This is a genomic window from Flagellimonas okinawensis (assembly GCF_029194005.1).
Classification (GTDB): domain Bacteria; phylum Bacteroidota; class Bacteroidia; order Flavobacteriales; family Flavobacteriaceae; genus Flagellimonas; species Flagellimonas okinawensis.
Genome location: NZ_JARFVA010000002.1, coordinates 548,880 through 569,872, shown reverse-complemented (window position 1 = coordinate 569,872; position 20,993 = coordinate 548,880). Strand labels below are relative to the sequence as shown.

23 protein-coding genes are annotated in these 20,993 nt (G+C 41.3%); 11 read left to right on the top strand and 12 right to left on the bottom strand.

Annotated elements, in window-relative coordinates:
- Positions 1-73 precede the first annotated feature (73 nt).
- Positions 74-1,174 (bottom strand): alanine dehydrogenase, encoded by a 1,101-nt coding sequence (gene ald, locus PY091_RS08390; RefSeq protein WP_275649256.1) that lies wholly within the window; start codon positions 1,172-1,174, stop codon positions 74-76.
- Positions 1,175-1,545: 371 nt separating this feature from the next.
- Positions 1,546-4,359 (bottom strand): leucine--tRNA ligase, encoded by a 2,814-nt coding sequence (leuS, locus tag PY091_RS08385; protein WP_275649255.1) that lies wholly within the window; start codon positions 4,357-4,359, stop codon positions 1,546-1,548.
- An 89-nt stretch (positions 4,360-4,448) separates the two neighbouring features.
- On the opposite strand from leuS, the gene PY091_RS08380 reads away from it, so the two are divergent.
- From PY091_RS08380 to PY091_RS08360, 5 genes are read left to right on the top strand one after another with little or no spacing between them, the layout of a single operon-like run.
- Complete coding sequence (locus PY091_RS08380) at positions 4,449-5,327, top strand: cell division protein FtsX (protein WP_275649254.1); 879 nt, start codon at positions 4,449-4,451, stop codon at positions 5,325-5,327.
- A 9-nt stretch (positions 5,328-5,336) separates the two neighbouring features.
- Positions 5,337-5,603 carry a DUF3098 domain-containing protein gene (locus PY091_RS08375; protein ID WP_224836246.1) on the top strand — a complete coding sequence of 89 codons (267 nt, stop codon included), beginning with the start codon at positions 5,337-5,339 and terminating at the stop codon, positions 5,601-5,603.
- Positions 5,604-6,398: an undecaprenyl-diphosphate phosphatase gene (locus PY091_RS08370; RefSeq protein WP_275649253.1), complete on the top strand. Its 795-nt coding sequence runs from the start codon at positions 5,604-5,606 to the stop codon at positions 6,396-6,398.
- 30 nt (positions 6,399-6,428) lie between these two features.
- Positions 6,429-7,133: a tRNA pseudouridine(55) synthase TruB gene (gene truB / locus PY091_RS08365; RefSeq protein ID WP_275649252.1), complete on the top strand. Its 705-nt coding sequence runs from the start codon at positions 6,429-6,431 to the stop codon at positions 7,131-7,133.
- A gap of 47 nt (positions 7,134-7,180) precedes the next feature.
- Positions 7,181-7,900 carry a hypothetical protein gene (locus PY091_RS08360; RefSeq protein WP_275649251.1) on the top strand — a complete coding sequence of 240 codons (720 nt, stop codon included), beginning with the start codon at positions 7,181-7,183 and terminating at the stop codon, positions 7,898-7,900.
- Here the strand turns inward: PY091_RS08360 and PY091_RS08355 are convergent.
- The 5 genes from PY091_RS08355 to PY091_RS08335 form a co-directional block, all read right to left on the bottom strand.
- Entirely contained in the window at positions 7,883-8,503 is a 621-nt protein-coding gene (locus tag PY091_RS08355; RefSeq protein WP_275649250.1) for a thioredoxin family protein, read from the bottom strand. The genes PY091_RS08360 and PY091_RS08355 overlap by 18 nt on opposite strands.
- 81 nt (positions 8,504-8,584) lie before the next feature.
- The gene (locus tag PY091_RS08350; RefSeq protein ID WP_275649249.1) at positions 8,585-10,000 is read right to left on the bottom strand and encodes a TolC family protein; all 1,416 of its coding nucleotides are present in this window, start codon (positions 9,998-10,000) and stop codon (positions 8,585-8,587) included.
- The gene (locus tag PY091_RS08345; RefSeq protein WP_275649248.1) at positions 9,984-11,339 is read right to left on the bottom strand and encodes an HlyD family secretion protein; all 1,356 of its coding nucleotides are present in this window, start codon (positions 11,337-11,339) and stop codon (positions 9,984-9,986) included. The genes PY091_RS08350 and PY091_RS08345 overlap by 17 nt, the downstream gene beginning before the upstream one ends.
- A gap of 5 nt (positions 11,340-11,344) precedes the next feature.
- On the bottom strand, positions 11,345-13,012 hold the full coding sequence (locus PY091_RS08340) for a peptidase domain-containing ABC transporter (RefSeq protein WP_275649247.1): 1,668 nt from the start codon (positions 13,010-13,012) through the stop codon (positions 11,345-11,347).
- A complete protein-coding gene (locus tag PY091_RS08335; protein WP_275649246.1) occupies positions 13,005-13,691 on the bottom strand; it encodes a TetR/AcrR family transcriptional regulator in 687 nt (228 codons plus the stop codon). Before PY091_RS08335 ends, PY091_RS08340 begins: the two co-directional genes overlap by 8 nt.
- A gap of 120 nt (positions 13,692-13,811) precedes the next feature.
- Between PY091_RS08335 and PY091_RS08330 the strand changes: the two genes are divergently transcribed.
- From PY091_RS08330 to PY091_RS08320, 3 genes are read left to right on the top strand one after another with little or no spacing between them, the layout of a single operon-like run.
- Positions 13,812-14,375, top strand: coding sequence for a DNA-3-methyladenine glycosylase I (locus tag PY091_RS08330; protein ID WP_275649245.1), 564 nt, complete (start codon positions 13,812-13,814; stop codon positions 14,373-14,375).
- Positions 14,365-14,946, top strand: a complete 582-nt coding sequence (locus PY091_RS08325; protein ID WP_275649244.1) for a hypothetical protein — start codon at positions 14,365-14,367, stop codon at positions 14,944-14,946. The genes PY091_RS08330 and PY091_RS08325 overlap by 11 nt, the downstream gene beginning before the upstream one ends.
- A gap of 31 nt (positions 14,947-14,977) precedes the next feature.
- Positions 14,978-15,616 (top strand): DUF2490 domain-containing protein, encoded by a 639-nt coding sequence (locus PY091_RS08320; RefSeq protein ID WP_275649243.1) that lies wholly within the window; start codon positions 14,978-14,980, stop codon positions 15,614-15,616.
- Here the strand turns inward: PY091_RS08320 and aat are convergent.
- Both aat and PY091_RS08310 read right to left on the bottom strand, forming a co-directional pair.
- Positions 15,587-16,261: a leucyl/phenylalanyl-tRNA--protein transferase gene (aat, locus tag PY091_RS08315; protein ID WP_275649242.1), complete on the bottom strand. Its 675-nt coding sequence runs from the start codon at positions 16,259-16,261 to the stop codon at positions 15,587-15,589. The two genes, PY091_RS08320 and aat, sit on opposite strands and share 30 nt — an antisense overlap.
- Positions 16,262-16,352: 91 nt before the next feature.
- A complete protein-coding gene (locus PY091_RS08310) occupies positions 16,353-16,730 on the bottom strand; it encodes a DUF3127 domain-containing protein (RefSeq protein ID WP_275649241.1) in 378 nt (125 codons plus the stop codon).
- A 122-nt stretch (positions 16,731-16,852) separates the two neighbouring features.
- On the opposite strand from PY091_RS08310, the gene PY091_RS08305 reads away from it, so the two are divergent.
- On the top strand, positions 16,853-17,998 hold the full coding sequence (locus PY091_RS08305; RefSeq protein ID WP_275649240.1) for a sensor histidine kinase: 1,146 nt from the start codon (positions 16,853-16,855) through the stop codon (positions 17,996-17,998).
- Between the two features lie 9 nt (positions 17,999-18,007).
- A complete protein-coding gene (locus PY091_RS08300) occupies positions 18,008-18,352 on the top strand; it encodes a hypothetical protein (RefSeq protein WP_275649239.1) in 345 nt (114 codons plus the stop codon).
- On the opposite strand, the gene PY091_RS08295 is transcribed toward PY091_RS08300, so the two are convergent.
- Together PY091_RS08295 and greA are read right to left on the bottom strand one after the other, a co-directional pair.
- A complete protein-coding gene (locus PY091_RS08295; RefSeq protein WP_275649238.1) occupies positions 18,349-18,738 on the bottom strand; it encodes an HIT family protein in 390 nt (129 codons plus the stop codon). The genes PY091_RS08300 and PY091_RS08295 overlap by 4 nt on opposite strands.
- Before the next feature lie 67 nt (positions 18,739-18,805).
- Positions 18,806-19,282: a transcription elongation factor GreA gene (gene greA / locus PY091_RS08290; protein WP_275614385.1), complete on the bottom strand. Its 477-nt coding sequence runs from the start codon at positions 19,280-19,282 to the stop codon at positions 18,806-18,808.
- A 186-nt stretch (positions 19,283-19,468) separates the two neighbouring features.
- Between greA and PY091_RS08285 the strand changes: the two genes are divergently transcribed.
- The gene (locus PY091_RS08285) at positions 19,469-19,906 is read left to right on the top strand and encodes a Rieske (2Fe-2S) protein (RefSeq protein ID WP_275649237.1); all 438 of its coding nucleotides are present in this window, start codon (positions 19,469-19,471) and stop codon (positions 19,904-19,906) included.
- On the opposite strand, the gene PY091_RS08280 is transcribed toward PY091_RS08285, so the two are convergent.
- Entirely contained in the window at positions 19,907-20,908 is a 1,002-nt protein-coding gene (locus PY091_RS08280; protein ID WP_275649236.1) for a Gfo/Idh/MocA family protein, read from the bottom strand.
- Positions 20,909-20,993 lie beyond the last annotated feature (85 nt).

Genomic DNA, 20,993 nt, shown 5'->3' with positions numbered 1-20,993 from the left:
TAAATATACCACATAAAAGCAAAAACCCCGCCAAATAATGGCAGGGCTCAATTTCTGTCAAAATGTTAGTGATTTATGCCAACACAGGTTCCAAGTGGAAGGTTTCTGCTATTTCCTTGTAAACAATTTCCCCCTCGACTACATTCAACCCTTTTTCCAAGGATTTATCCATTTTACAAGCACTTCTCCAACCCAGGTTTGCCAATTTTAGCACATAGGGCAGTGTTACATTCGTCAAGGCAACAGTAGAAGTATAAGGCACTGCCCCTGGCATATTGGCTACACAGTAATGGACCACATCATCTATAATATAGATGGGATCCTCATGGGTTGTTGGTTTGGTGGTTTCCACACATCCGCCTTGATCCACCGCTACATCTACTATAACGGTTCCTGGATGCATCTCCTTGAGCATGTCCCTAGTAATCAGGTTAGGGGCCTTTGCTCCTTTCAACAGGACTCCACCGATAATTAAATCATTTGTTTTTATATGTTTTCTGATATTGAATTCGTTCGAAAAACCAGTGACTACATGGCTTGGCATAATGTCGTTCACATATCTTAGACGCTTCATGTTCACATCCAAAATGGTTACTTGAGCACCCAATCCTGCTGCCATTTTAGCAGCCTGAATACCAACAGTACCCGCTCCAAGAACCAAAACACGTCCTGGTGACACCCCCGGAACTCCTCCCAACAGCACTCCTTTTCCTTTAACAGGCTTTTCCAAATACTTGGCACCTTGTTGTATGGCCATTCTACCGGCAACTTCGGACATAGGTGTAAGCAGAGGCAATGTTCCATCCTCATCTTCCACCGTTTCATAAGCTATACAGATTGCCTTGCTCTTGATCATGGCCTTGGTCAAAGCTTCGCTAGATGCAAAATGGAAGTATGTAAACACAATCTGTCCTTCCTGAATTAAACTATATTCTTCTGCGATGGGCTCTTTTACCTTTACGATCATATCGCTCATGGCATATACTTGGCCTATAGTATCTAAAATAGTAGCTCCGGCCTGTTGGTAATCCTGATTGAAAAAACCACTTCCTTCTCCCGCTCCAGATTGCACATATACGGTGTGGTTGTTCTTTACCAATTCAAATACCCCGGCTGGCGTCATGCCTACCCGGCTCTCGTTGTTCTTGATTTCTTTAGGTATCCCAACAGTCATAATGTTGTTTTTAATGGTTTCTGGGGCCAAAGTTGAGTAAAAAAATCAAATTAAAACACAAATACTCGATAAAAAACAGGGGTAAAAAGACCAAATAACAATTTTTTAACATTTAAGCCCCTTTTTTTAAGGGGTTAAAGTATATTTTTTAATTTTTTATATGATACACCCCCTTTTTTTTAGGGGTCAATGTCATTTAAAACGAAAAGCATGCCGTTTGGCATGCTTTTTTGAGGGTATTTCTGTAAAATTCGTATTGATTTTATCGTAAGGCAACATTTTCGTCAACCTGATCTAGTTTCAGCTTCTCATAAAATACTGATGAGATTCCGAATCGAGTTCGGAATGACAGCAAAAACAGATTAATCAGACTATCCAACGATATTCACAATCTTTCCAGGCACTACGATTACCTTTTTTGGGTCACGTCCCTGTAATTGCTCTTTTGTTTTTTCGTGAGACAAAACTGCAGCCTCGATATCTTCCTTGCTCATATCCAAGGGCAACTCCAATTTGAAGCGCATTTTCCCATTAAACGATATCGGATACTCCTTACTGCTCTCCACCAAGTACTTTTCCTCAAACTTAGGGAAAGGCGCTTCAGCAATAGAAGCTGTATTGCCCAAACGACTCCAAAGCTCTTCGGCAATGTGCGGCGCATAGGGCGACACCAAAATTGCCAAGGGTTCCAAAACAGCTTTGCTGGTACACTTTTGTGATGTCAACTCGTTGACACAGATCATAAAGGTGGAGACCGAAGTATTGAACGAGAAGTTCTCGATGTCTTCCTCTACCTTTTTAATGGTCTTGTGCAAGGTTTTTAGATTATCGGCAGTTGGCTCCTTATCCTCAATAGTCAAATACAACTTCCAAAGTTTCTTCAGGAAAGAGTGTACACCGGTAATACCTGCCGTGTTCCAAGGCTTGGATTGCTCCAGTGGCCCGAGGAACATTTCATACAAACGAAGGGAATCCGCTCCGTACTCCTCACAAATGGCATCAGGGTTAACGACATTGTATTTGGATTTGGACATTTTTTCCACTTCTCGGCCTACAATGTATTTCCCATCTTCAAGAATGAACTCGGCGTCCTTATATTCCGGTTGCCATTGTTTGAAAGCCTCCACATCCAATTCATCCGATGCATTTACCAAAGAAACATCGGCATGGATAGGAACAACATTCCTACCTTCAATCAAACCTTTTGAATACACCTTATTAGAATCCAGCTCTCGATACACAAATGCGCTCGTCCCGGTGATCATCCCTTGGTTGATCAACTTTTGGGCAAACTCGTCTTTGGGCACATACCCCATATCAAACATAAACTTCTGCCAAAAACGGGAATACAACAAGTGTCCCGTAGCGTGTTCGCTACCTCCAATATATAAGTCCACATCTTGCCAATAGTTGATGGCTTCGGGAGAAAAAATAGCGTCATCGTTGCGTGGATCCATATACCTATTAAAGTATTGGGAACTTCCTGCCCAACCCGGCATGGTATTTAATTCTAGAGGGAATACAGTTTTATGATCAATTAATTGATTATTGACCACTGTACATTGTTTTACGTCCCATGCCCACTCGGTGGCATTGCCCAATGGCGGCTCACCTGTTTCGGTAGGGAGATATTTTTCCACTTCGGGTAATTGCAAGGGCAAATGCTCCAAATCGATCATTTGCGGCATACCATCCACATAATATACAGGGAAGGGTTCTCCCCAATAACGCTGACGGCTAAAAACCGCATCGCGCAAACGGTAATTCACTTTTCCCTCGCCATGTCCCATCTTTTCCAACTCAGCAATAATTTTTTTCATCGCATCCTTATACGAAAGTCCATTTAGAAAATCAGAATTGGTGATTACCGTAGTTTCCTTATCAGCAAATGCTTCTTCGGAAATATCGACCCCTTCAAAAATATTTGGGATATCTATATTGTAATGTTTTGCAAAGTCATAATCACGTTGGTCGCCACAGGGCACGGCCATTACCGCTCCCGTTCCATAACTAGCTAAAACGTAATCGCCAATCCAAATAGGAATTGGTTCCTTGGTGAATGGATGCTCTGCATAAGCTCCCGTAAACACCCCTGAAATGGTTTTTACATCGGCCATACGGTCACGTTCGGAACGCTTTGCCGTAGCTTCCACGTAAGCATCAACCTCGGTCTTTTGTTCTGGGGTAGTGATTTTGGCCACCAACTCGTGTTCTGGGGCCAAAGTCATAAAACTTACTCCAAAAATGGTATCGGGGCGGGTGGTGAAAACCTCAATGGTATCTTGAGATTTCTCACTTTCGTTCGAAATGACATCAAAAGTAACTGAGGCTCCAACAGAACGCCCAATCCAGTTGGTCTGGGAATCTTTTAATGGCTGTGGCCAATCAATTTTGTTCAATCCGTCCAACAAACGTTGGGCATATGCGGTAATACGCATACTCCATTGCGTCATTTTTTTACGAACCACGGGATGACCTCCACGCTCGGAAACACCGTTCACGATTTCATCATTGGCCAAAACGGTTCCCAAGGCAGGACACCAGTTCACTTCGGTATCCGCTAAATAGGTCAATCTATATTTTAAAAGGATCTCTTGTTTTTCCTTTTCTGAATACGCATTCCAAGTTGCAGCATCAAAACTTGGTGTATCATCATCACAAGCGGCTTCAATATTGGCATTTCCTTCTTTCTCAAAAATGGAAATCAAACTGGAAATGTTTTCCGCTTTATCGGATTTCTTATTGTACCATGCATTGAACAATTGAATAAAAATCCATTGTGTCCATTTGTAATATTGTGGGTTGGATGTACGCACTTCGCGGCTCCAATCAAAAGAAAAACCTAGTTGATCTAACTGCTCACGGTACCGGTTGATGTTGTTTTCTGTGGTAATGGCCGGGTGTTGCCCTGTTTGAATCGCATATTGCTCCGCAGGCAATCCGAAGGAATCGTAACCCATGGGGTGCAACACATTGAATCCTTTATGTCTTTTATAACGCGAATAGATGTCCGTGGCAATGTAACCCAGCGGGTGTCCTACGTGCAACCCTGCCCCTGATGGGTAAGGAAACATCGACAATGCATAAAATTTAGGTTTATCGGAATCGTTGGATGCCTTAAAAGTTTCATTTTCTGCCCAATACTTCTGCCATTTGGCCTCAATCTCGCGGAAATCGTAATTCATTGTTAATCTTGTTCAATTTCGTGTGCAAAAATAGGTTTAATCCCCTAAATACAATTTACTTTTCTATTTTTACGTACTGATTCTACTATATGAGCCAATATATTGAACGATATCAGCGTCGAAAACTGATTTCCTCTTACTTTTCCGTGGCTTTGAGCATTGCCCTGGTCCTCTTTCTTTTAGGTGTTTTGGGCCTTTTGGTGCTCAATACCAAAAAATTGGCGGATCACTTCAAGGAGCAAATCACCATTTCTGTGTTTTTGAAGGACAGTGCAAAGCCTGTGGAAATAGATCAATTGCAAAAAAGCTTGGCCCTTGCCGAATACACCAAGTCGGCCGAATATATTTCCAAAGAAGATGCCGCCGAGCAATACAGCGAGGATATTGGTGAAAATTTTGAAGAATTTTTGGGATACAATCCCTTGAAAAATTCCATCGATGTGAATTTGAAGGCTGATTTTGTCTCCCCCCAACAAATTGATGAGATAGCGGAAGACTTGGCAGCCAAGGCCTACGTGGACGAAGTGAGTTATGACAAGCCTTTGATTTCTTTATTGAACAACAATGCACGGAAAATCAGTTTGTGGATATTGGTGGCCAGCGCCATTTTTACGGTCATCGCGGTTTTGCTGATCAACAGCTCCATCCGACTGTCCATTTATTCCAAACGATTCATCATCAAGACCATGCAGATGGTGGGAGCGACCAAAACCTTTATCCGAAGACCTTTTATTTGGACGAACATTAAACTGGGCATGGTCGGAGCTGTGATTGCTTTGATCGGACTTGGCGTATTGGTGTACTATATAGACAAAAATTTTCCTGAACTGAATCTTTTGCAAGATTATATCGTACTCATCATTTTGTTCGTTAGTGTATTTGGTTTGGGCGTTATCATTTCGTGGGCCAGCACCCATTTTGCGACCCAACGCTTTTTAAATCTAAGGACGGACGATCTTTATTACTAAATTTGCAGCATGAGCAAGAAAAACAACAACGGTCAAAAACCTACCAAGGAGTTTGTTTTCCAAAAGAAAAACTATCTCTTCTTGTTTATAGGTATCGCCTTCATAGCCCTCGGATTTATTTTGATGAGCGGTGGTGGAAGCGACGACCCCGAAGTATTCAATCCCGAGATATACAATTTTAGAAGAATCCGCCTTGCACCGACCTTGATTCTTATCGGTCTAGGGATTCAGGTATACGCCATATTGCTAAATCCTAACAAGAAAAACAAGGAATAATTGGAATTGATCGATGCTATCATCCTTGGAATCATTCAAGGATTGACCGAATTTTTACCTGTTTCCTCCAGCGGTCATTTAGAATTGGGAAAAGCTATTTTGGGAGCACAGGCCGTTCCCGAAGAAAGTTTGTTGTTTACCGTAGTACTTCATTTTGCAACTGCATTAAGTACTTTGGTAGTCTTCCGAAAAGATGTTTTTGAGATATTGAAGGGCCTGTTTCAATTTAAATGGAACGAGGAAACCCAGTTTTCATTAAAAATTATCATTTCCATGATTCCTGCTGCTTTGGTGGGACTGTTTTTGAATGACTTTATCGAAGTGTTTTTTGATGGTGCCATCGTCATCGTTGGTATCATGTTGGTCATAACGGCATTTTTGCTGTATTTGGCAGATTTGGCCAAGACCACCGATAAAAATGTATCCTTTCGAAGTGCTTTTGCCATTGGAATGGCACAGGCCGTAGCTATTCTACCCGGCATTTCCCGAAGTGGGGCAACTATTTCGGCTGCCGTACTTTTAGGAGTTGACAAGACAAAATCGGCACGTTTTTCCTTTTTGATGGTGGTTCCCCTAATCTTGGGCAAAGTTGCCAAAGATGTGATGGGCGGAGACCTTACCTTTCATGGCGACCAAGCTGTAGCCATGGGAGCAGGATTTGTAGCTGCTTTTATTGCCGGCCTTGCCGCCTGTACTTGGATGATCAAACTGGTACGCCAAAGCAAGCTTACTTATTTTGCGATTTACTGTTTGATTGTGGGCCTTATCGCACTCGCGTGGAGCATTTGGGGATAGATCAGTATATTTGCCCAAAACCCCAAGTTTTTGAACACCAAAGAAGATTTTTTAAACGGTCAAATCTTATTGATCGATAAACCACTGGAGTGGAGCTCCTTCCAAGCAGTGAATGCTTTGAAATGGGCCATTCGTAAAAAATTTGGTCTCAAAAAGATAAAAATCGGTCATGCAGGAACATTGGACCCTTTGGCTACAGGTCTGTTGATTATCTGTACGGGAAAGTTCACTAAAAAAATTCCAGAGCTTCAAGGACAGGTAAAAGAATACACGGGCACCTTCACACTAGGAGCCACTACACCTTCCTACGATTTGGAGACCGAAGTGAACGAGACCTTTTCCACAGAGCATATTACAACACAATCAATTCAAGAAGCTACGAAACAATTCTTGGGAGAGATTGATCAAGTGCCCCCTATTTTTTCAGCCTTAAAAAAGGATGGCAAGCGATTATATGAACTTGCCCGGGAAGGGAAACAAGTGGACATAAAATCGAGGAAAATAGAAATCTTGGAATTTGAAATTACCAGAATCGAACTTCCCGAAGTGGATTTTAGGGTGGTTTGTAGTAAAGGGACCTACATCCGTTCCTTGGCACACGATTTTGGTCAAGTTTTGGGTTCTGGGGCCCACCTTACCAAGCTCAGAAGAACCAAAATAGGTGATTTCAACGTAAATAATGCTACAAGCCCCAATGTTTTCAAGGAAAACCTTGAAGTAAACGCTTCAACCTAGAGGGTTGGGATAAAATAATTTTACAAAAAAGCGGTTATAGTAGAACCATGAACTTAAATAAGAGCCAGTTATCACTTTTGATCACTTTGTTCTCTATGTCCATAGTGATTTTATTGCTTTTCAATATTCACTTAGGAGGCATAAAAGAGGATGAGTATGTTATTGAAATGAGCCTGGCCGATGAGGACATAGAAAAACTTATTGAGGAGGAGGAAGAACGCTTGGAAGAAATGCAGGCAGCCAATGACCCCATTAAAAGCCACATGGCCGTAAACCAAACAGCAAAACCAAGTGTGGGAAACCCCGAACCCTTAAAAACATTGGAAGAGCTCATGGAAGAAAGGGCCTTAAGCAGTGAGACGGGAGAATATGCAGATAACTCAGGTTTTGAAGAGCAATTGAAACAATTGCGAGCCCAACGTGATGAGAAAAAGGAAAAATTAGGGGAACGTGATGCCCAAAAAGAAGAGTTTACCGATTACCTAAAAGATAGGCGAACTTCCATTTCCTATTCTTTGGTGGACAGAAACGCATACTACCTACCCCCACCGATTTATACCTGTATTGAAGGAGGAAAAGTTGTTGTGAATATTTCCGTGGATGACAATGGTTATGTAACGGAAGCCAACTTTAATGATAAAAGTTCTGGAACCGACAACGGTTGTTTGGTGGACAACGCGATTGCCTATGCCCTGAAAGCACGTTTTAGCCCAGATTCCAAGGCGTCACAAATTGGAACGATCACTTATCTATTCCAAAGCAAGTAATTCCAAGATATCCTCTAGAATATTTTCACCTTTGTTTTTATTGTACCAGACCTGAAGTTCTTGTTTAAACTCATCGGTGAGCTTACCATGTTCTCTTTTGCAATCCTCCACCATTTGAGTAGCTATGCTTGGCCTGGGACCCCACTCTCCTACAATTTCATCATTGTCGGTATCAAAAACTATCACTTTGGGAATTGACCTTGCTCCATTGGTCAGAAATGCATCCATTAAATCGAGACTTTCATCTCTCAAAACAGCCTTAAAGTCAATATTGGGGTTTGCTTCCGCTATTTTATTGATAATTGGTAGGCTAGCTGCCGCATCGCCACACCAGCTCTCGGTCAGGGCCAAAAACACCAGATTCCCTTTTAATTGGGATAGCTTTTGTTGGTCATCTTCAGAAATTTTAAATGTTTTGTCCCAACGAGCCATTCTACGATCGCCAAGTTTGGTATAGTTGATCATAGCTTCAGATTGCAGATTTCCGGTTGTTCTGCCCGTTTTCGCCAATTGAGAAACCAATTCACGATATCTCGGATATTCCATTCCTTTTGAGATATAATCCTTAACTATTTCCAATCTATTACTTTCCAATACTTCCATAAAAAATGTTTTTGCAAAAATACCCTCGGCATTCTACCTATTGGGTGACTTTTGTCATTGGTTGTTTTTACAACGTATTCCTTACAAGCTTTTCGGGTTTATGGCCAAACTCTTGAACAGCATTGCCTTGGTGTAGAAAAATTTGTTCTGCATTTCGTTCTGTTTTAGGTAAGCATCAATAAGCTTACTTTCCCGTGAATTGATCAAGAACAGTGAACTTTCCCCAAAACTGAACTTTCTTTCCTCGGCTTCCAACATGGTCGTATAATCTTTTACAATGTCCGTTATCAGTTGGTTTTGTTCGTTGAAAGAGTCCAATTCGTTATAAATGGCAATGACCTTGTTCTCAATTTCCACCTGTGCATTGTCACGCTCATATTCGGCATCCCTGAGTTTAAACTTGGCCAATTTTAAATCCCCCCTTTCTTTCCGTAAAAAAATGGGCATCTGAAAGCTCAATCCAGCTTTATAATTCTCCGTAACAAAGGAATTCATTAATTCCGGTGTCTCCGTAACAAAATTATATTCCGCTTTAAGCTTTGGCAATAATTTATTGGCCTTAAGCCTTTTGTCAACGGCCAGTCCTTCAATTTTATAATCTAGGGACATAAGTTTCGGATGTGATTCCAGATTAAAACTATCCAAGGGCACACCATCAATTTCCAACGTTGAATTGATATCCATCTCGGGCTCCAAAATAGGGCTAATACCGGGTTGAAGCTCTACGGGCACATCTTCGATCCACAAAAAGTTACTGAGCTCCAATGATTTTTTCATCAACTTGACCTTAGCTTGCTGGTAACCCAAGTCCCTGTTCCTAACAGCAATTTTTGCTTCTACAGTATCGATCATGGCAATATCGCCTGCCAAAGCACTCTCCTTGATTCCTTGGAACCTAACTTCTGCATTTTCCAAGAAATCCTTGTACACCTCTGCATCCCTATAAGCCTTCAACCAATCAAAATAGGCCAGTGAAGCATTGTAGAGAACTTGGTTGACTTGCAGGTCTTGATCTGCTTTGGTCTGCTCCCTGAACAATTTAGCCTTTTTAAGGGTTGCCATACGCTCGTTTATCCAAAACCCTTGTAAAACGGACATGGAGACCCCTGCACTGTACAGACCGTCTTCGGGCAAGGTTTCATCAGGGTTGAGGTAATATCCTTCGTTTTGCTGAAAATTGCCCTTGAGTTCAATACCGAACCATGTTGGAATCTTAAAGGTGGCGTTCAATCGGTCCCAATATTCGGTTCCGGAGAACTCCTTTGTATCGTAATCCACCTCTACCTTGGGATCGAACCCTCCCCTTGCTTTCATTAAATTAGCCTGACCTATAGCTATATTCAACTGGGCCTGTTTGGCTATTGGGTGATATTTTTTCACATAGCCCAAATACTCCTTAAAACCGAGCACGAGAGAATCTTGCTGGGCATAAAAGAAGCTTATGGAAAAGAAAAAGAGGGTACAAAATAAAAGTAATCTTCTATTTCTTTGTAGCATCTGCGCTTGTGTTTTGAGGTTGATAATAATTGGGTGGGAATCCATTTAGTTGCCTCCATAGCTCGTACCAAATAGGAACATCTTCCAAAAGTGCCATTGTGCTTGCACCTGAACCTACTCGAATATCCTTGGGCCATGGAGCTTCTTCTTCATCCGGAGCAAGAAGCACCCGGTATTTCCCGTTTGGACTTATAAATGTCTCAATGGCGACCACTTTGCCCCCAAAAGTACCGTAGGAAACATTCGGCCATCCACTGAACACGATAGCTGGCCATCCATCGAACTGGATTCGGACTTTCTCATCCAAATGGATCAATGGAAGATCGATTGGATCCACATAGGTTTCTACTGCAATATCGTATTCAGAAGGCATTATTCCGACCAATTGGGCACCTTCCTTAAAAGTTTCACCGATACCTGATTTAATGGCTTTGTTTATGATGCCACTTTGTGGCGCCCTTATATAGAGCATACTGCTCCTAATCTCATAATTGGTGTACTGGTTTTCCAATTTGGTGACCTGCGCTTCGGAGTCAAACTGGTTTGATTGCGCCGTATATAGGTCACTTCTTGCCTTGGATATCTTATCAGTGTACTCTGCCTGAACCCTGTTTATCTCAACCTGGGCATTGATTACATCGTTCTTGCTCGCCAATAATTTGTTCTCTTGACTTATAAGCTTGGCCTGCGTCTCCTGTAATTTTAGTCGCTTACCTTCTAGGTCTGTCACTGCCTTCAACCCTTCTTCTTGGAGTTTTTCGGTACGGTCGTACTGTCGTTGGGCTATGGTTATATTGGTTTTGGCGGCTTCCAAATCAATGCTATCGCTCTTTACCTTTAGTTTGGACTGCATCAATTTGTTCTTGGCCTGCTCCAATTTTAAACCAAGTTCTTGGTTGAGCGCCGATATTTGTTGGTTCAAGGCTTTCACCTTTTCTTGATAGGATGTCACGGACATAGACTTGGCCTTTATCTGCTGTCCGGTTCGCTCAACAAGGTTTGGGTCAAAATATTCACTCTTAACCTCGGATATATGTAAAATGGTATCACCTTTTTCCACATAGTCCCCTTCTCTAACGAACCACTTTTCAATCCTTCCTGGAATGGGGGATTGTATGGTTTGCGGACGTTGGTCGGGAGTAAGGGTGGTAAGGTAGCCCCTACCTGAAATATTCTGTGTCCATGGTAAGAACATCATAAAAAGAACTATGATGGAAAAGGAAGCCAAAAAGCGGTTAAACTGCTTATAGTGCCTCTTGTGAAAGACCTTTTTCCCAGCCTCATAACCGGTCAGGTCTACCTTTTCATTCAATTTGTTATTTGAAGAAATATTCAGCATGAACTTTATTTTACGTTGATCAATCTACCTTTTTCCATTCTGATGGTCTGGTTGCAGCGAGTGGCCCATTTTGGGTTTTCACTTACAACTACCAGCGCCCAACCGTTGGATGAATCCGTCAAGAAATCCATCATTCTTTCAGTTTCCTCCTCGTCGTACTGCTCTAGGGGATCTTTTAGAACCATAAGTTTCGGTCTTGTTACTATGCTTCTGGCCAAAACAATTTTTCTGGATATAAAATCAGGGATCTTTTTTCCTTCCGGATATAAAATGGTCTTAAGACCTTGTGGCTGTTCCTTGACAAATTGCGAAAGGCTAACCTTTTCCAGTGCCCAATACACGTCTTCCATTGGAATATCCTTATTGCCAAATGTGATATTGTCCAAGAGGGTTCCCTCAAATGGATATTCTTCAGTAAGGGCGTGCCCAAGATACGAGCGATACTGGCTTAATTTTATGCCTTTGAGCGCTACGTTGTTCACATAGATTTTCCCCTCATCTGGCTCCAAAATACCGGCAATCATACGCAAGAGGGTCGACCTTCCCGATCCACTCTTCCCTTGAATCAATAATTTCGTATCCGGCTTAATTGTCAATGACAAATGGTCCAATACTTTTTTATCCAGCCCCGGCACTTTATACACCACATCTTCCAACTCAATGGTCATTCCCTCTCCATCCTTAAAAGGTGTTTCTCCATGTTGCGGTTCTAATTCCTTGTCAACCACCTGACCCATTTTTTCCAAGGATGTCAGCAGGTCATAAAAAGTTTCAAGGCCCAGGATCAATTTTTCCACAGAGCTAATCACCAATAAAATAATGATTTCCGCTGCCACGAACTGTCCAATGTTCATTTGCTGCTCCAATACCAAGAGCCCCCCGATAAGGAGCAATCCAGCAGTGACCAAAACCTTAAAACCGATCATTTGGATAAATTGCAGCACAAGTACCCTAAAGTGACTTTCCCTGGCTTCCAGATAATCATCCACCAAAGTGTCGTTCTTTTCCAATGCATGGGATGTTTTTCCAGAAAGTTTAAAACTCACGATCGAACGTGCAATTTCCTGGACCCAATGTGCCACTTTATACTTGATTTTGGACTCTTCCAAACTCGTGTCCAACCCCCTTTGTGCCGTGAACTTGAAAACAATGTAAATAAGCAATAGCAGCAATAATCCATAAATAATGAAAAACGGGTGATAGAACGAAAGCAACAATAACCCGAATACGATCTGTAACAATGCCGCCGGAAAGTCTATCAATATTTTGGAAAGTGATTTTTGAACTGTCAGCGTATCAAAAAAACGGTTGGCGAGTTCCGGTGGATAATAATAGCGGAGCTCGCTCATTTTAATTTTTGGAAATCGGTAGGCAAACTCAAAAGACGACCGGGTAAAGATCTTTTGCTGTAAATTCTCAATAATCCGTATCTGCATGAGCTGTAGAACCCCTACAAAAGCGACACCCAAGGTCACCAGAACCACTAGAACAATCCAAGAGGTACTCACCCTTGCGCCTTGTATCAGGTTGATTATGGCCTGAATTCCCAAAGGAAGGGAAAGGTTAACGAGTCCCGCAAAAATTGCGTAGTAAAATATTTGTAGAATGTCCTTTTTGTCCAAGGAAAGCAGACCTGTGAGCCGCTGCCAAGCAGAGAGTATTTTTTTAGCCATTTACTTTTTGATTTAGTGTGCGGAAAATAAGATCCGTAAAAAAAGCCGTAGGTGTTACTTCTTCACTACAGTTTGTAAGGGTTGGGAAATGTGTCTTTAAAAAATTCTGATGAAGGGATCCCTCCAGAACATTGCTCGCCAAGCTAGTTGGAAACTTATAATCAGCATCCACAGCTGAAATCATTTTACTCAACCTCGCAACCAATCTTTTACAGATTATAAAGCTCCCTTCGGCACCATCATGACTTATTTCCTTAACCAAGTACGACTTGGAATATTCGTTGATGATGATTTTGTTGAGTACCACTTCGTTAATATGGGAAAAAGAAGAATCTTCCTCCACCGTTTGGGTCAGTACCTCCAATGCTGCCGTTAATTTTTCTACGGGATCGGAAATTGCGTTGGTGGAAAAAACCATTTTGTATTCCACCCAGCCCCAATACCAAGAAGCCAAATAAAGCAACAGTTTATGTTTGTTCTCAAAATATCTATAGATCGAGCTTTCGTTGGAATGGATTTTAACCCCCAATTTTTTAAAGGTAAAGGATTCAAATCCAATTTCGTCGATCAACAAAATACTTTGTTCTACGATTTTCCGTCCCAAATCCGAAGATTCAGGGTCCTTAACGTAGAGGTTCTCATCCATTTCTAGTTTTACGGATTGCAGTAAAATGTCCATTCTATCCCAATTTTAAAACAAAGTCTCGCAAAAATAATAGCATTACTATTAAAATAAAGCACTTTAACTTGCAGTTAACGATTTCTTATTTTCACCTATTTTTGATAAAAACGAACAGCAATGGATAAAAAGAGATGTGGTTGGTGCGTGGGCGACACCCTTTACGAGGCCTATCATGACGCGGAATGGGGCGTTCCTGTTAAAGATGATGAAACCTTGTTCGAATTCCTCATATTGGAGACCTTTCAGGCCGGTTTAAGTTGGATCACAGTATTAAGAAAACGTGAAAATTTCAGAAAGGCATTCGACCATTTCGACTATAAAAAGATAGCAGACTACGATCAAAACAAAGTTGATGACCTCTTACAAAATCCAGGAATCATCCGAAATAAACTAAAAGTGAACGCTACAATTTCCAACGCAAAAGCGTTTATGGAAGTGCAAAAAGAGTTTGGTAGTTTCAGCGCTTACATTTGGGGCTTTGTGAACAACGAACCCATAAAAAACGAATGGGAAAACTATAAAGATGCTCCTGCTACCACCGAATTATCGGATGCCATAAGCAAGGACTTGAAAAAACGTGGCTTCAAGTTTGTTGGCAGCACGGTAATCTATGCCCATATGCAAGCCACCGGCATGGTTAACGATCACGAAATAAATTGTTTTAGATACCATGAAGTTTAAGTATATCCTTTATTTATTGGTAGGAACTGCTCAAATCGCTTCCGCACAAAACAAATATGAAAGGGAGTCGAGAATTGACAAAGATGATTTTCCCAACACTTCCTATCTTTTGATCAAAGATTATTTGGAAGATGCCAAACGAGTTCGGTTTTATCAGGAAACGGACAGTACCAAAAAAAGCTACGAGGTAAAGTTTAAAAAAGGTCGGTTGCATTACAGCGTTGAATTCGATGAAAAAGGTCTGCTGGAAGATGTGGAGTTCAAAATAAAGGAAAGGGACATCCCGAATGAAACGTGGGAGACCATAACGTTTTACTTGGATGAAAATCACTCAAAGTACAGAGTAAAAAAAATACAGCAACAATATCCTGTTCGCAAAGGACAGCCTACAGATAAAACCCTGCACAATGCCTTTCAAAACTTGATTTTGCCCGAATTAAACTATGAATTGGTTTTTTCGGCCAAAGAAAGTAATGGCTTTCAAGAATATGAAGCCCTCTTCGATTCAGAGGGGCAGTTGATTCGAATCCGAAAATCTTTTCCACCAAGTTATGACCATGTCCTCTACTAAGTGGCTTTTTATTTTACTATTATTCCTGTCAATGGCCTTGGTACAAGGTCAAGAAAACCTAACAGGGTACTGGCAACCACAATTTGCAATAAATTACCATGTTGCCGGATCTTACTCCCACAACTTTTCCATAGCTAACAGAAACTACATTTTTGCCGATGAGGAATTCACTTTAAAAGGAAGACAGTTGGATGTTGCCCATTTTTCACAACTAAAAATCAGGGACAATCAAAGTATTGCATTAGGAATTCAATATAGGTTCAGAAACAATTTTGAGAATAGGGAAAATGAACTTCGTATCACTCAACAGTATAATTTTACCAACAAACCCTTCGCAGTTCGATATGGACATAGATTCCGGACCGAGCAACGGATAACCAAATCTTTGACTACCCACAGGTTTCGATACCGATTTGCTATGGACTTTCCACTTATGGGTGAAAAATTGGATCCTGGTGAGCCTTATTTTGTAGGGAGCATCGAAAATCTTTTGAGTGTTGCCAAACAAAACGTCCCACAATACGATACCCGCTTATCCGGACAAATAGGCTGGCAATTGTATGGTGGATTCAAGTTTCAGATGGGTATTGAATATCGAATGGAATATTTCACCTCCAACTTTCCTCAGAACATTCTTTTTTTACTCACCAGCGCGCAATTGTCCCTGTAGGATTTTTATAAAATCCTTTCGGGGAATCAACTCTGCGCCCAAACTTTCCAAATGATTGGTATGTACCTGGCAATCTATGATTCGGTAACCCTTTTCGCCAAGTTCCTGAGCCATTTTTATAAATGCAAATTTTGAGGCATTTGCCCGCAGGCTAAACATGCTCTCTCCACAGAATACATGTCCTAGGTCCACCCCGTACAGACCTCCCACTAAGTCTCCGTTTTCCCAAACTTCGTAAGATTTGGCATGTCCTTTTTTATATAGATTGATGTAGGCATTTTTCATTTCGGGAGTAATCCAGGTACCATCTTGGCCCTTGCGCTCAATTTGGGCACAGTAGTCCATTACCTGTTCAAAACATGTATTTTGAGTTAGGGTAAACACACCATCACGAATCACTTTGCGCATACTTTTAGACACTCTTATTTTATTAGGAAAAAGTACCATCCTAGGGTCGGGGGTCCACCACAATATCAATGAATCATCATTGAACCAAGGAAATATGCCATTTTTATAGGCCAACAACAACCGCTCTGGAGATAGGTCGCCACCAACAGCAAGAAGACCATCTTCGCTTGCAGTCTCAACAGGCGGAAACTCCAACCTTTGGCTCAGAAAATGTAAGGGAGTATTTTCCAAAGTCAATTTTTTCTAAAAATACAAATCGGCCCTAAAACAAGAAAATCCGGACCCAAGGTCCGGATTATCAAAACTATTTTGTGAAACAATCTGTCCTTTAAAAAGGAAGGTCGTCGTGATCTTCTTCGTTGTAATCGTCGGCAGGTTCAAAAGCTTCCATTGGTGGCACGGGAGGCATATTGTCACCAGCTGGTTCGGACTGAAGGTTCTCGATCCTCCATCCTTGGATAGAATTGAAATATTTGGTCTCACCTTGGGGGTTTACCCATTCCCTACCTCTAAGATTAATACTGATCTTTACCATTTGCCCAACACTGTAACTATTTAGCAGATCACACTTATCCTGTACAAATTCTACCAAAATATGTTGTGGATATTGCTCTTCTGTAGTTACGACCACCTCTCTTTTTCTGAAACCGTTGTTGCCATATGTTTTGGTCTCATCGATCATTTTGATTCTTCCCTGAACTTCCATGCAATGTTAATTTTTGTTGAAAACTCAAAAGTACATAAAATGAATTCCAAAGGCAGCCGTTATTTCAACTAACTATCAACATGTTTTCCATTTACCTATCTTTAAATAGAATTTGACCAACAATGAACTTTAGCACCAAACGGAAAACTTCCAATATCATCATGCTGATCTCGGCATTCGTCATTGTGAGTCTAATCTTATGGAACACTAATAGCTTTTTCAAAAAATTTAAGGAGGAGGAACGACTAAAAATGGAAATATGGGCCACCGCCCAGTTAGAGCTCATCCAATCCTCTGTTGATCAAGAGTTGGGAAACCTGACCCTTAAAGTGCTGGGAAACAACACATCCACCCCGATGATATTGGTAAATGAAGAAGGGTCTTATAAGACCCATAATATTCCAGAAGACAAAATAACCGACAGTGTTTACATTCAAAAAAAAATAGCCCAATTCCAAAATGAAAATGAGCCCATACAAATAATTCAGGAGGAGGAGTTATTGGAAACGCTGTATTATGGCAACTCTGAAGTATTGAACAAATTGAAATATTACCCGTTGGCCCTCCTTTTGATCATATTTTTGTTTGGAGCGGTGATCTTCTTTTTCTTTAGGACCAATAAGGCATCGGAACAGAACAAACTTTGGGCCGGAATGGCCAAAGAAACCGCGCATCAAATAGGGACCCCGCTCACATCTTTATTAGGATGGAACGAACTGCTGAAAGCGGAGAACATAAGCCCGGAAGTAACCAAGGAAATCGCAAAGGACATCAACAGATTGGAGACCATTACAGAACGATTCTCCAAAATTGGTTCCATCCCCGAATTACGGGAACATGATATAGTGGCAGAGACCAAAAAAGCGTACGAATACCTTAAGCAACGTAGTTCCAAATTGGTGCACTTTTCTTTTAGTTCCAATGTAGATGAAGCCATAGTATTAATGAATCCACCATTGTACAACTGGAGTATCGAAAATTTGGTGAAAAATGGTATCGATGCCATGAAAGGAAAAGGAAATATCGCCATCCAAATCGAGAAAAAAGGCCAAAACATCAACATATTGGTGTCCGACACCGGCCACGGTATCCCTAAAAGTGATTTTCAGAACATATTTAACCCAGGGGTGACTTCCAAACAAAGGGGCTGGGGCTTAGGGCTTTCGTTGGTAAAAAGAATTGTAGAAGAGTACCATAAAGGAAAAATTAAAGTATTTTCGTCAAGTAAAGAAGGAACTATCATGCAGATTTCCCTACGAGCACTTTAAATTTGAATTATGGCCAAGGAAAAACAACTCGTAATACAAGAAGCTGATATCACCAACAATTGCCCCGAATGTTTTAATCAGGAACTTAAGATTACTTTTTATCAAAAACACACGTACAATGCCCTTTACCACAGAACTACCGGCGTTGTAACCAATGAGATCAAATGCAAAAAATGTAATTCGATCATTTATCCGGTAAACTGGACCCCGGACATAGAGCGCGTTTTTGAATACTACAACAAACTGGTTAAACCGGACAGACCAGCAGTGCGGTTCACCATGCTGTTTTTTATTATCCTGATTTTGATGTTATGCCTCGTAGCTGGCGGCATATACCTGTATCTGGAAAGTTAAAGTTTGGACTTAATGGCTTCCGCAACCGCTTCGAATTCCTCAGCGGTCAAGCTTTCTTTATGTTGGAAGGTGGCATTCGCCATACTTTGAAGAGGAATAAGATGCACGTGAACATGTGGTACTTCCAAACCAATTACGGACATCCCTACGCGTTTACAGGGAACGGCCTTTTCAATGGCCAATGCAACTTTTCTGGAGAAGGCCATTAGTTTCATATAAGATTCCTCGTCCAGGTCCATAATCTTGTCTACCTCTTTTTTGGGCACACAAAGGGTATGTCCTTTTGCGTTAGGGTTAATGTCCAAAAAAGCAAAATTATCTTCGTCCTCCGCAATTTTATAGGAAGGAATGTTCCCATTGATGATCTTAGTAAATATACTGGCCATTCTGATTTATTTTAAAATAAAAAATCCCGTACTAGGACGGGATTAAATATAACCATTTTAATTACTGCTACTCTCTTGTAATCTCTAAAATTTCAAATTTTAGAGTACCGTTCGGCACCTTGATCTCAGCTACATCGCCAACCTCTTTTCCCAACAATCCTTTACCAATTGGGGACGTAACGGAAATTTTACCCGTCTTAAGGTCTGCCTCGCTCTCTGCCACCAAGGTATACTTCATTTCCATGCCATTGGCCTGGTTCTTTAACTTAACTGTGGAAAGCACCAAAATTTTGGATGTATCCAATTGCGATTCGTCTATTAAACGGGCATTGGCCAAGGTCTCTTCCATTTTAGAAATCTTCATTTCCAAAAGACCCTGTGCTTCCTTTGCTGCATCATATTCCGCATTTTCGGAAAGATCTCCTTTGTCCCTTGCCTCTGCAATGGCCTGAGATGCTTTAGGGCGCTCCACATCCTTTAAGTGATTCAGTTCGTCCCTTAATTTCTTTAATCCTTCGGGCGTATAGTATGAAACTTTGCTCATATCGTTAATTTTTAATGCAAAGAGGCATTGAAGAAAATGAAAAAATTTCCCCAACGTACTCTTCCTCTACAAATACAAAAAATCCTCAACGGTATCCATGACCTGCATGGTTTTTGCGAGGATTTAACGCAAATATATAGAATTTTTGTTCAACTTTGCTCTTGTAATGAACTGAAACTATCCACTATGAAACACTTCTGGGCCCTTGTTGTTTTTGCGCTAATTTTAGCCTGTAGCACGGATACAACCAATAGAAATCCATACCTGCAAGAAGTTCGTTTTCGGTTCGAGCTCAATTTGAATCTGCCCCTTTACAACGACCTCAACAATATTGGAAATCCGGTATATGTAGGCAATAGTGGCGTAGGAACAAGAGGTGCTTTTGTAATAAAATCAAGTCTTAACACCTTTTATGCGTTCGAAGCAAGTTGCCCCAACCATTCACCCAATGAATGCTCTACAATGACAATCGATGGGCAAAATGTTGTTTGTAGTTGTGATGGATACACCTATAGCCTGTTTACTGGACAATTACTGGACCGGCCAGATGATGGGAATAGATATTACGACCTCCTCTTTTATAGTGCTGCTCAAAGCGGAAATACCGTAATAATCTCCAACTGATCAGTGACCGTTTAAGATTTTATCCATTACCCAGCTGGTGTGCAGACCTGTTTCTCCTGATGAAGGGTGTTCACCATTTCCCAACAGGTGGTTTTTAATGTTGTTAACATGATACTCCTGAATATGTTCGGGGTGGGGTATTTCCAAAATTTGATGGCCGGACGCATTTTCCATTTCAATGGGGGCCTCATCCAAAACCGCAAAGCGAATGCTGCCTTCGGAACCTAATATTTCTACCTTGTCCGTTCGGTGATATGAGCCAAAATTCCAAGTACCCGTTCCGGTTATGCCTCCTTCGTGCATCCAACTGGCCGTAACTGCATCAAAAGCGGAATACAACCCCAATTGATTGGTTGCCATCCCATTCACCTCAACAATATCACCTAAAAGAAAGTTGAAAAGGTCCAATCCATGACTGGCCAAGTCATCAAAATAACCACCTTTGGCAATATTCGTATCGGTGCGCCAATTGTATTTCTTGGCCAAATCAATTTCATTTGGCGCCTTTGTCTTTTGCCAATGTATGTGACGTAGCTTTCCAATGGTTCCATCATCCAACCATTGTTTGATTTGCAAAAAACGAGGTAGCGAACGTCTATAATAGGCTATAAAAAGTGGAACATTAATTTTTTGGAATGCATTATAAATGGCTAGACTTTCCTTATAGCTGGGCGCCATTGGCTTTTCCACACAGCATGGCTTGCCCGCCTCGGCCACTTGCAATGCATAAAACTTATGGGTATCTGGCGGGGTGGCTATGTAGACGGCATCAATATCGGGGTTGTTGATAACCTCATCGGCATTCGTGGTCCATTTGGGAATACCGTGCCTTTGGGCATAATCCTTGGCCTTTTCGGCATTGCGTCGCATCACCATTTCCACCTGAAATCCAGAGGTACCCTTATACGCTGGCACACTCTTTTTTTCCGCTACGCTGCCACAACCTATTACTCCCCATCTAAGGGGCTGCTCCTCGGAAAATTGAAAACGGGACTCTGTCATTGTGTTAAAATACAGAATCCCGTTTAAAATAATTTGGTCTACCCAAAGTTATCGTTGCAATACCCTTTTTGAAGTACTGCTTATA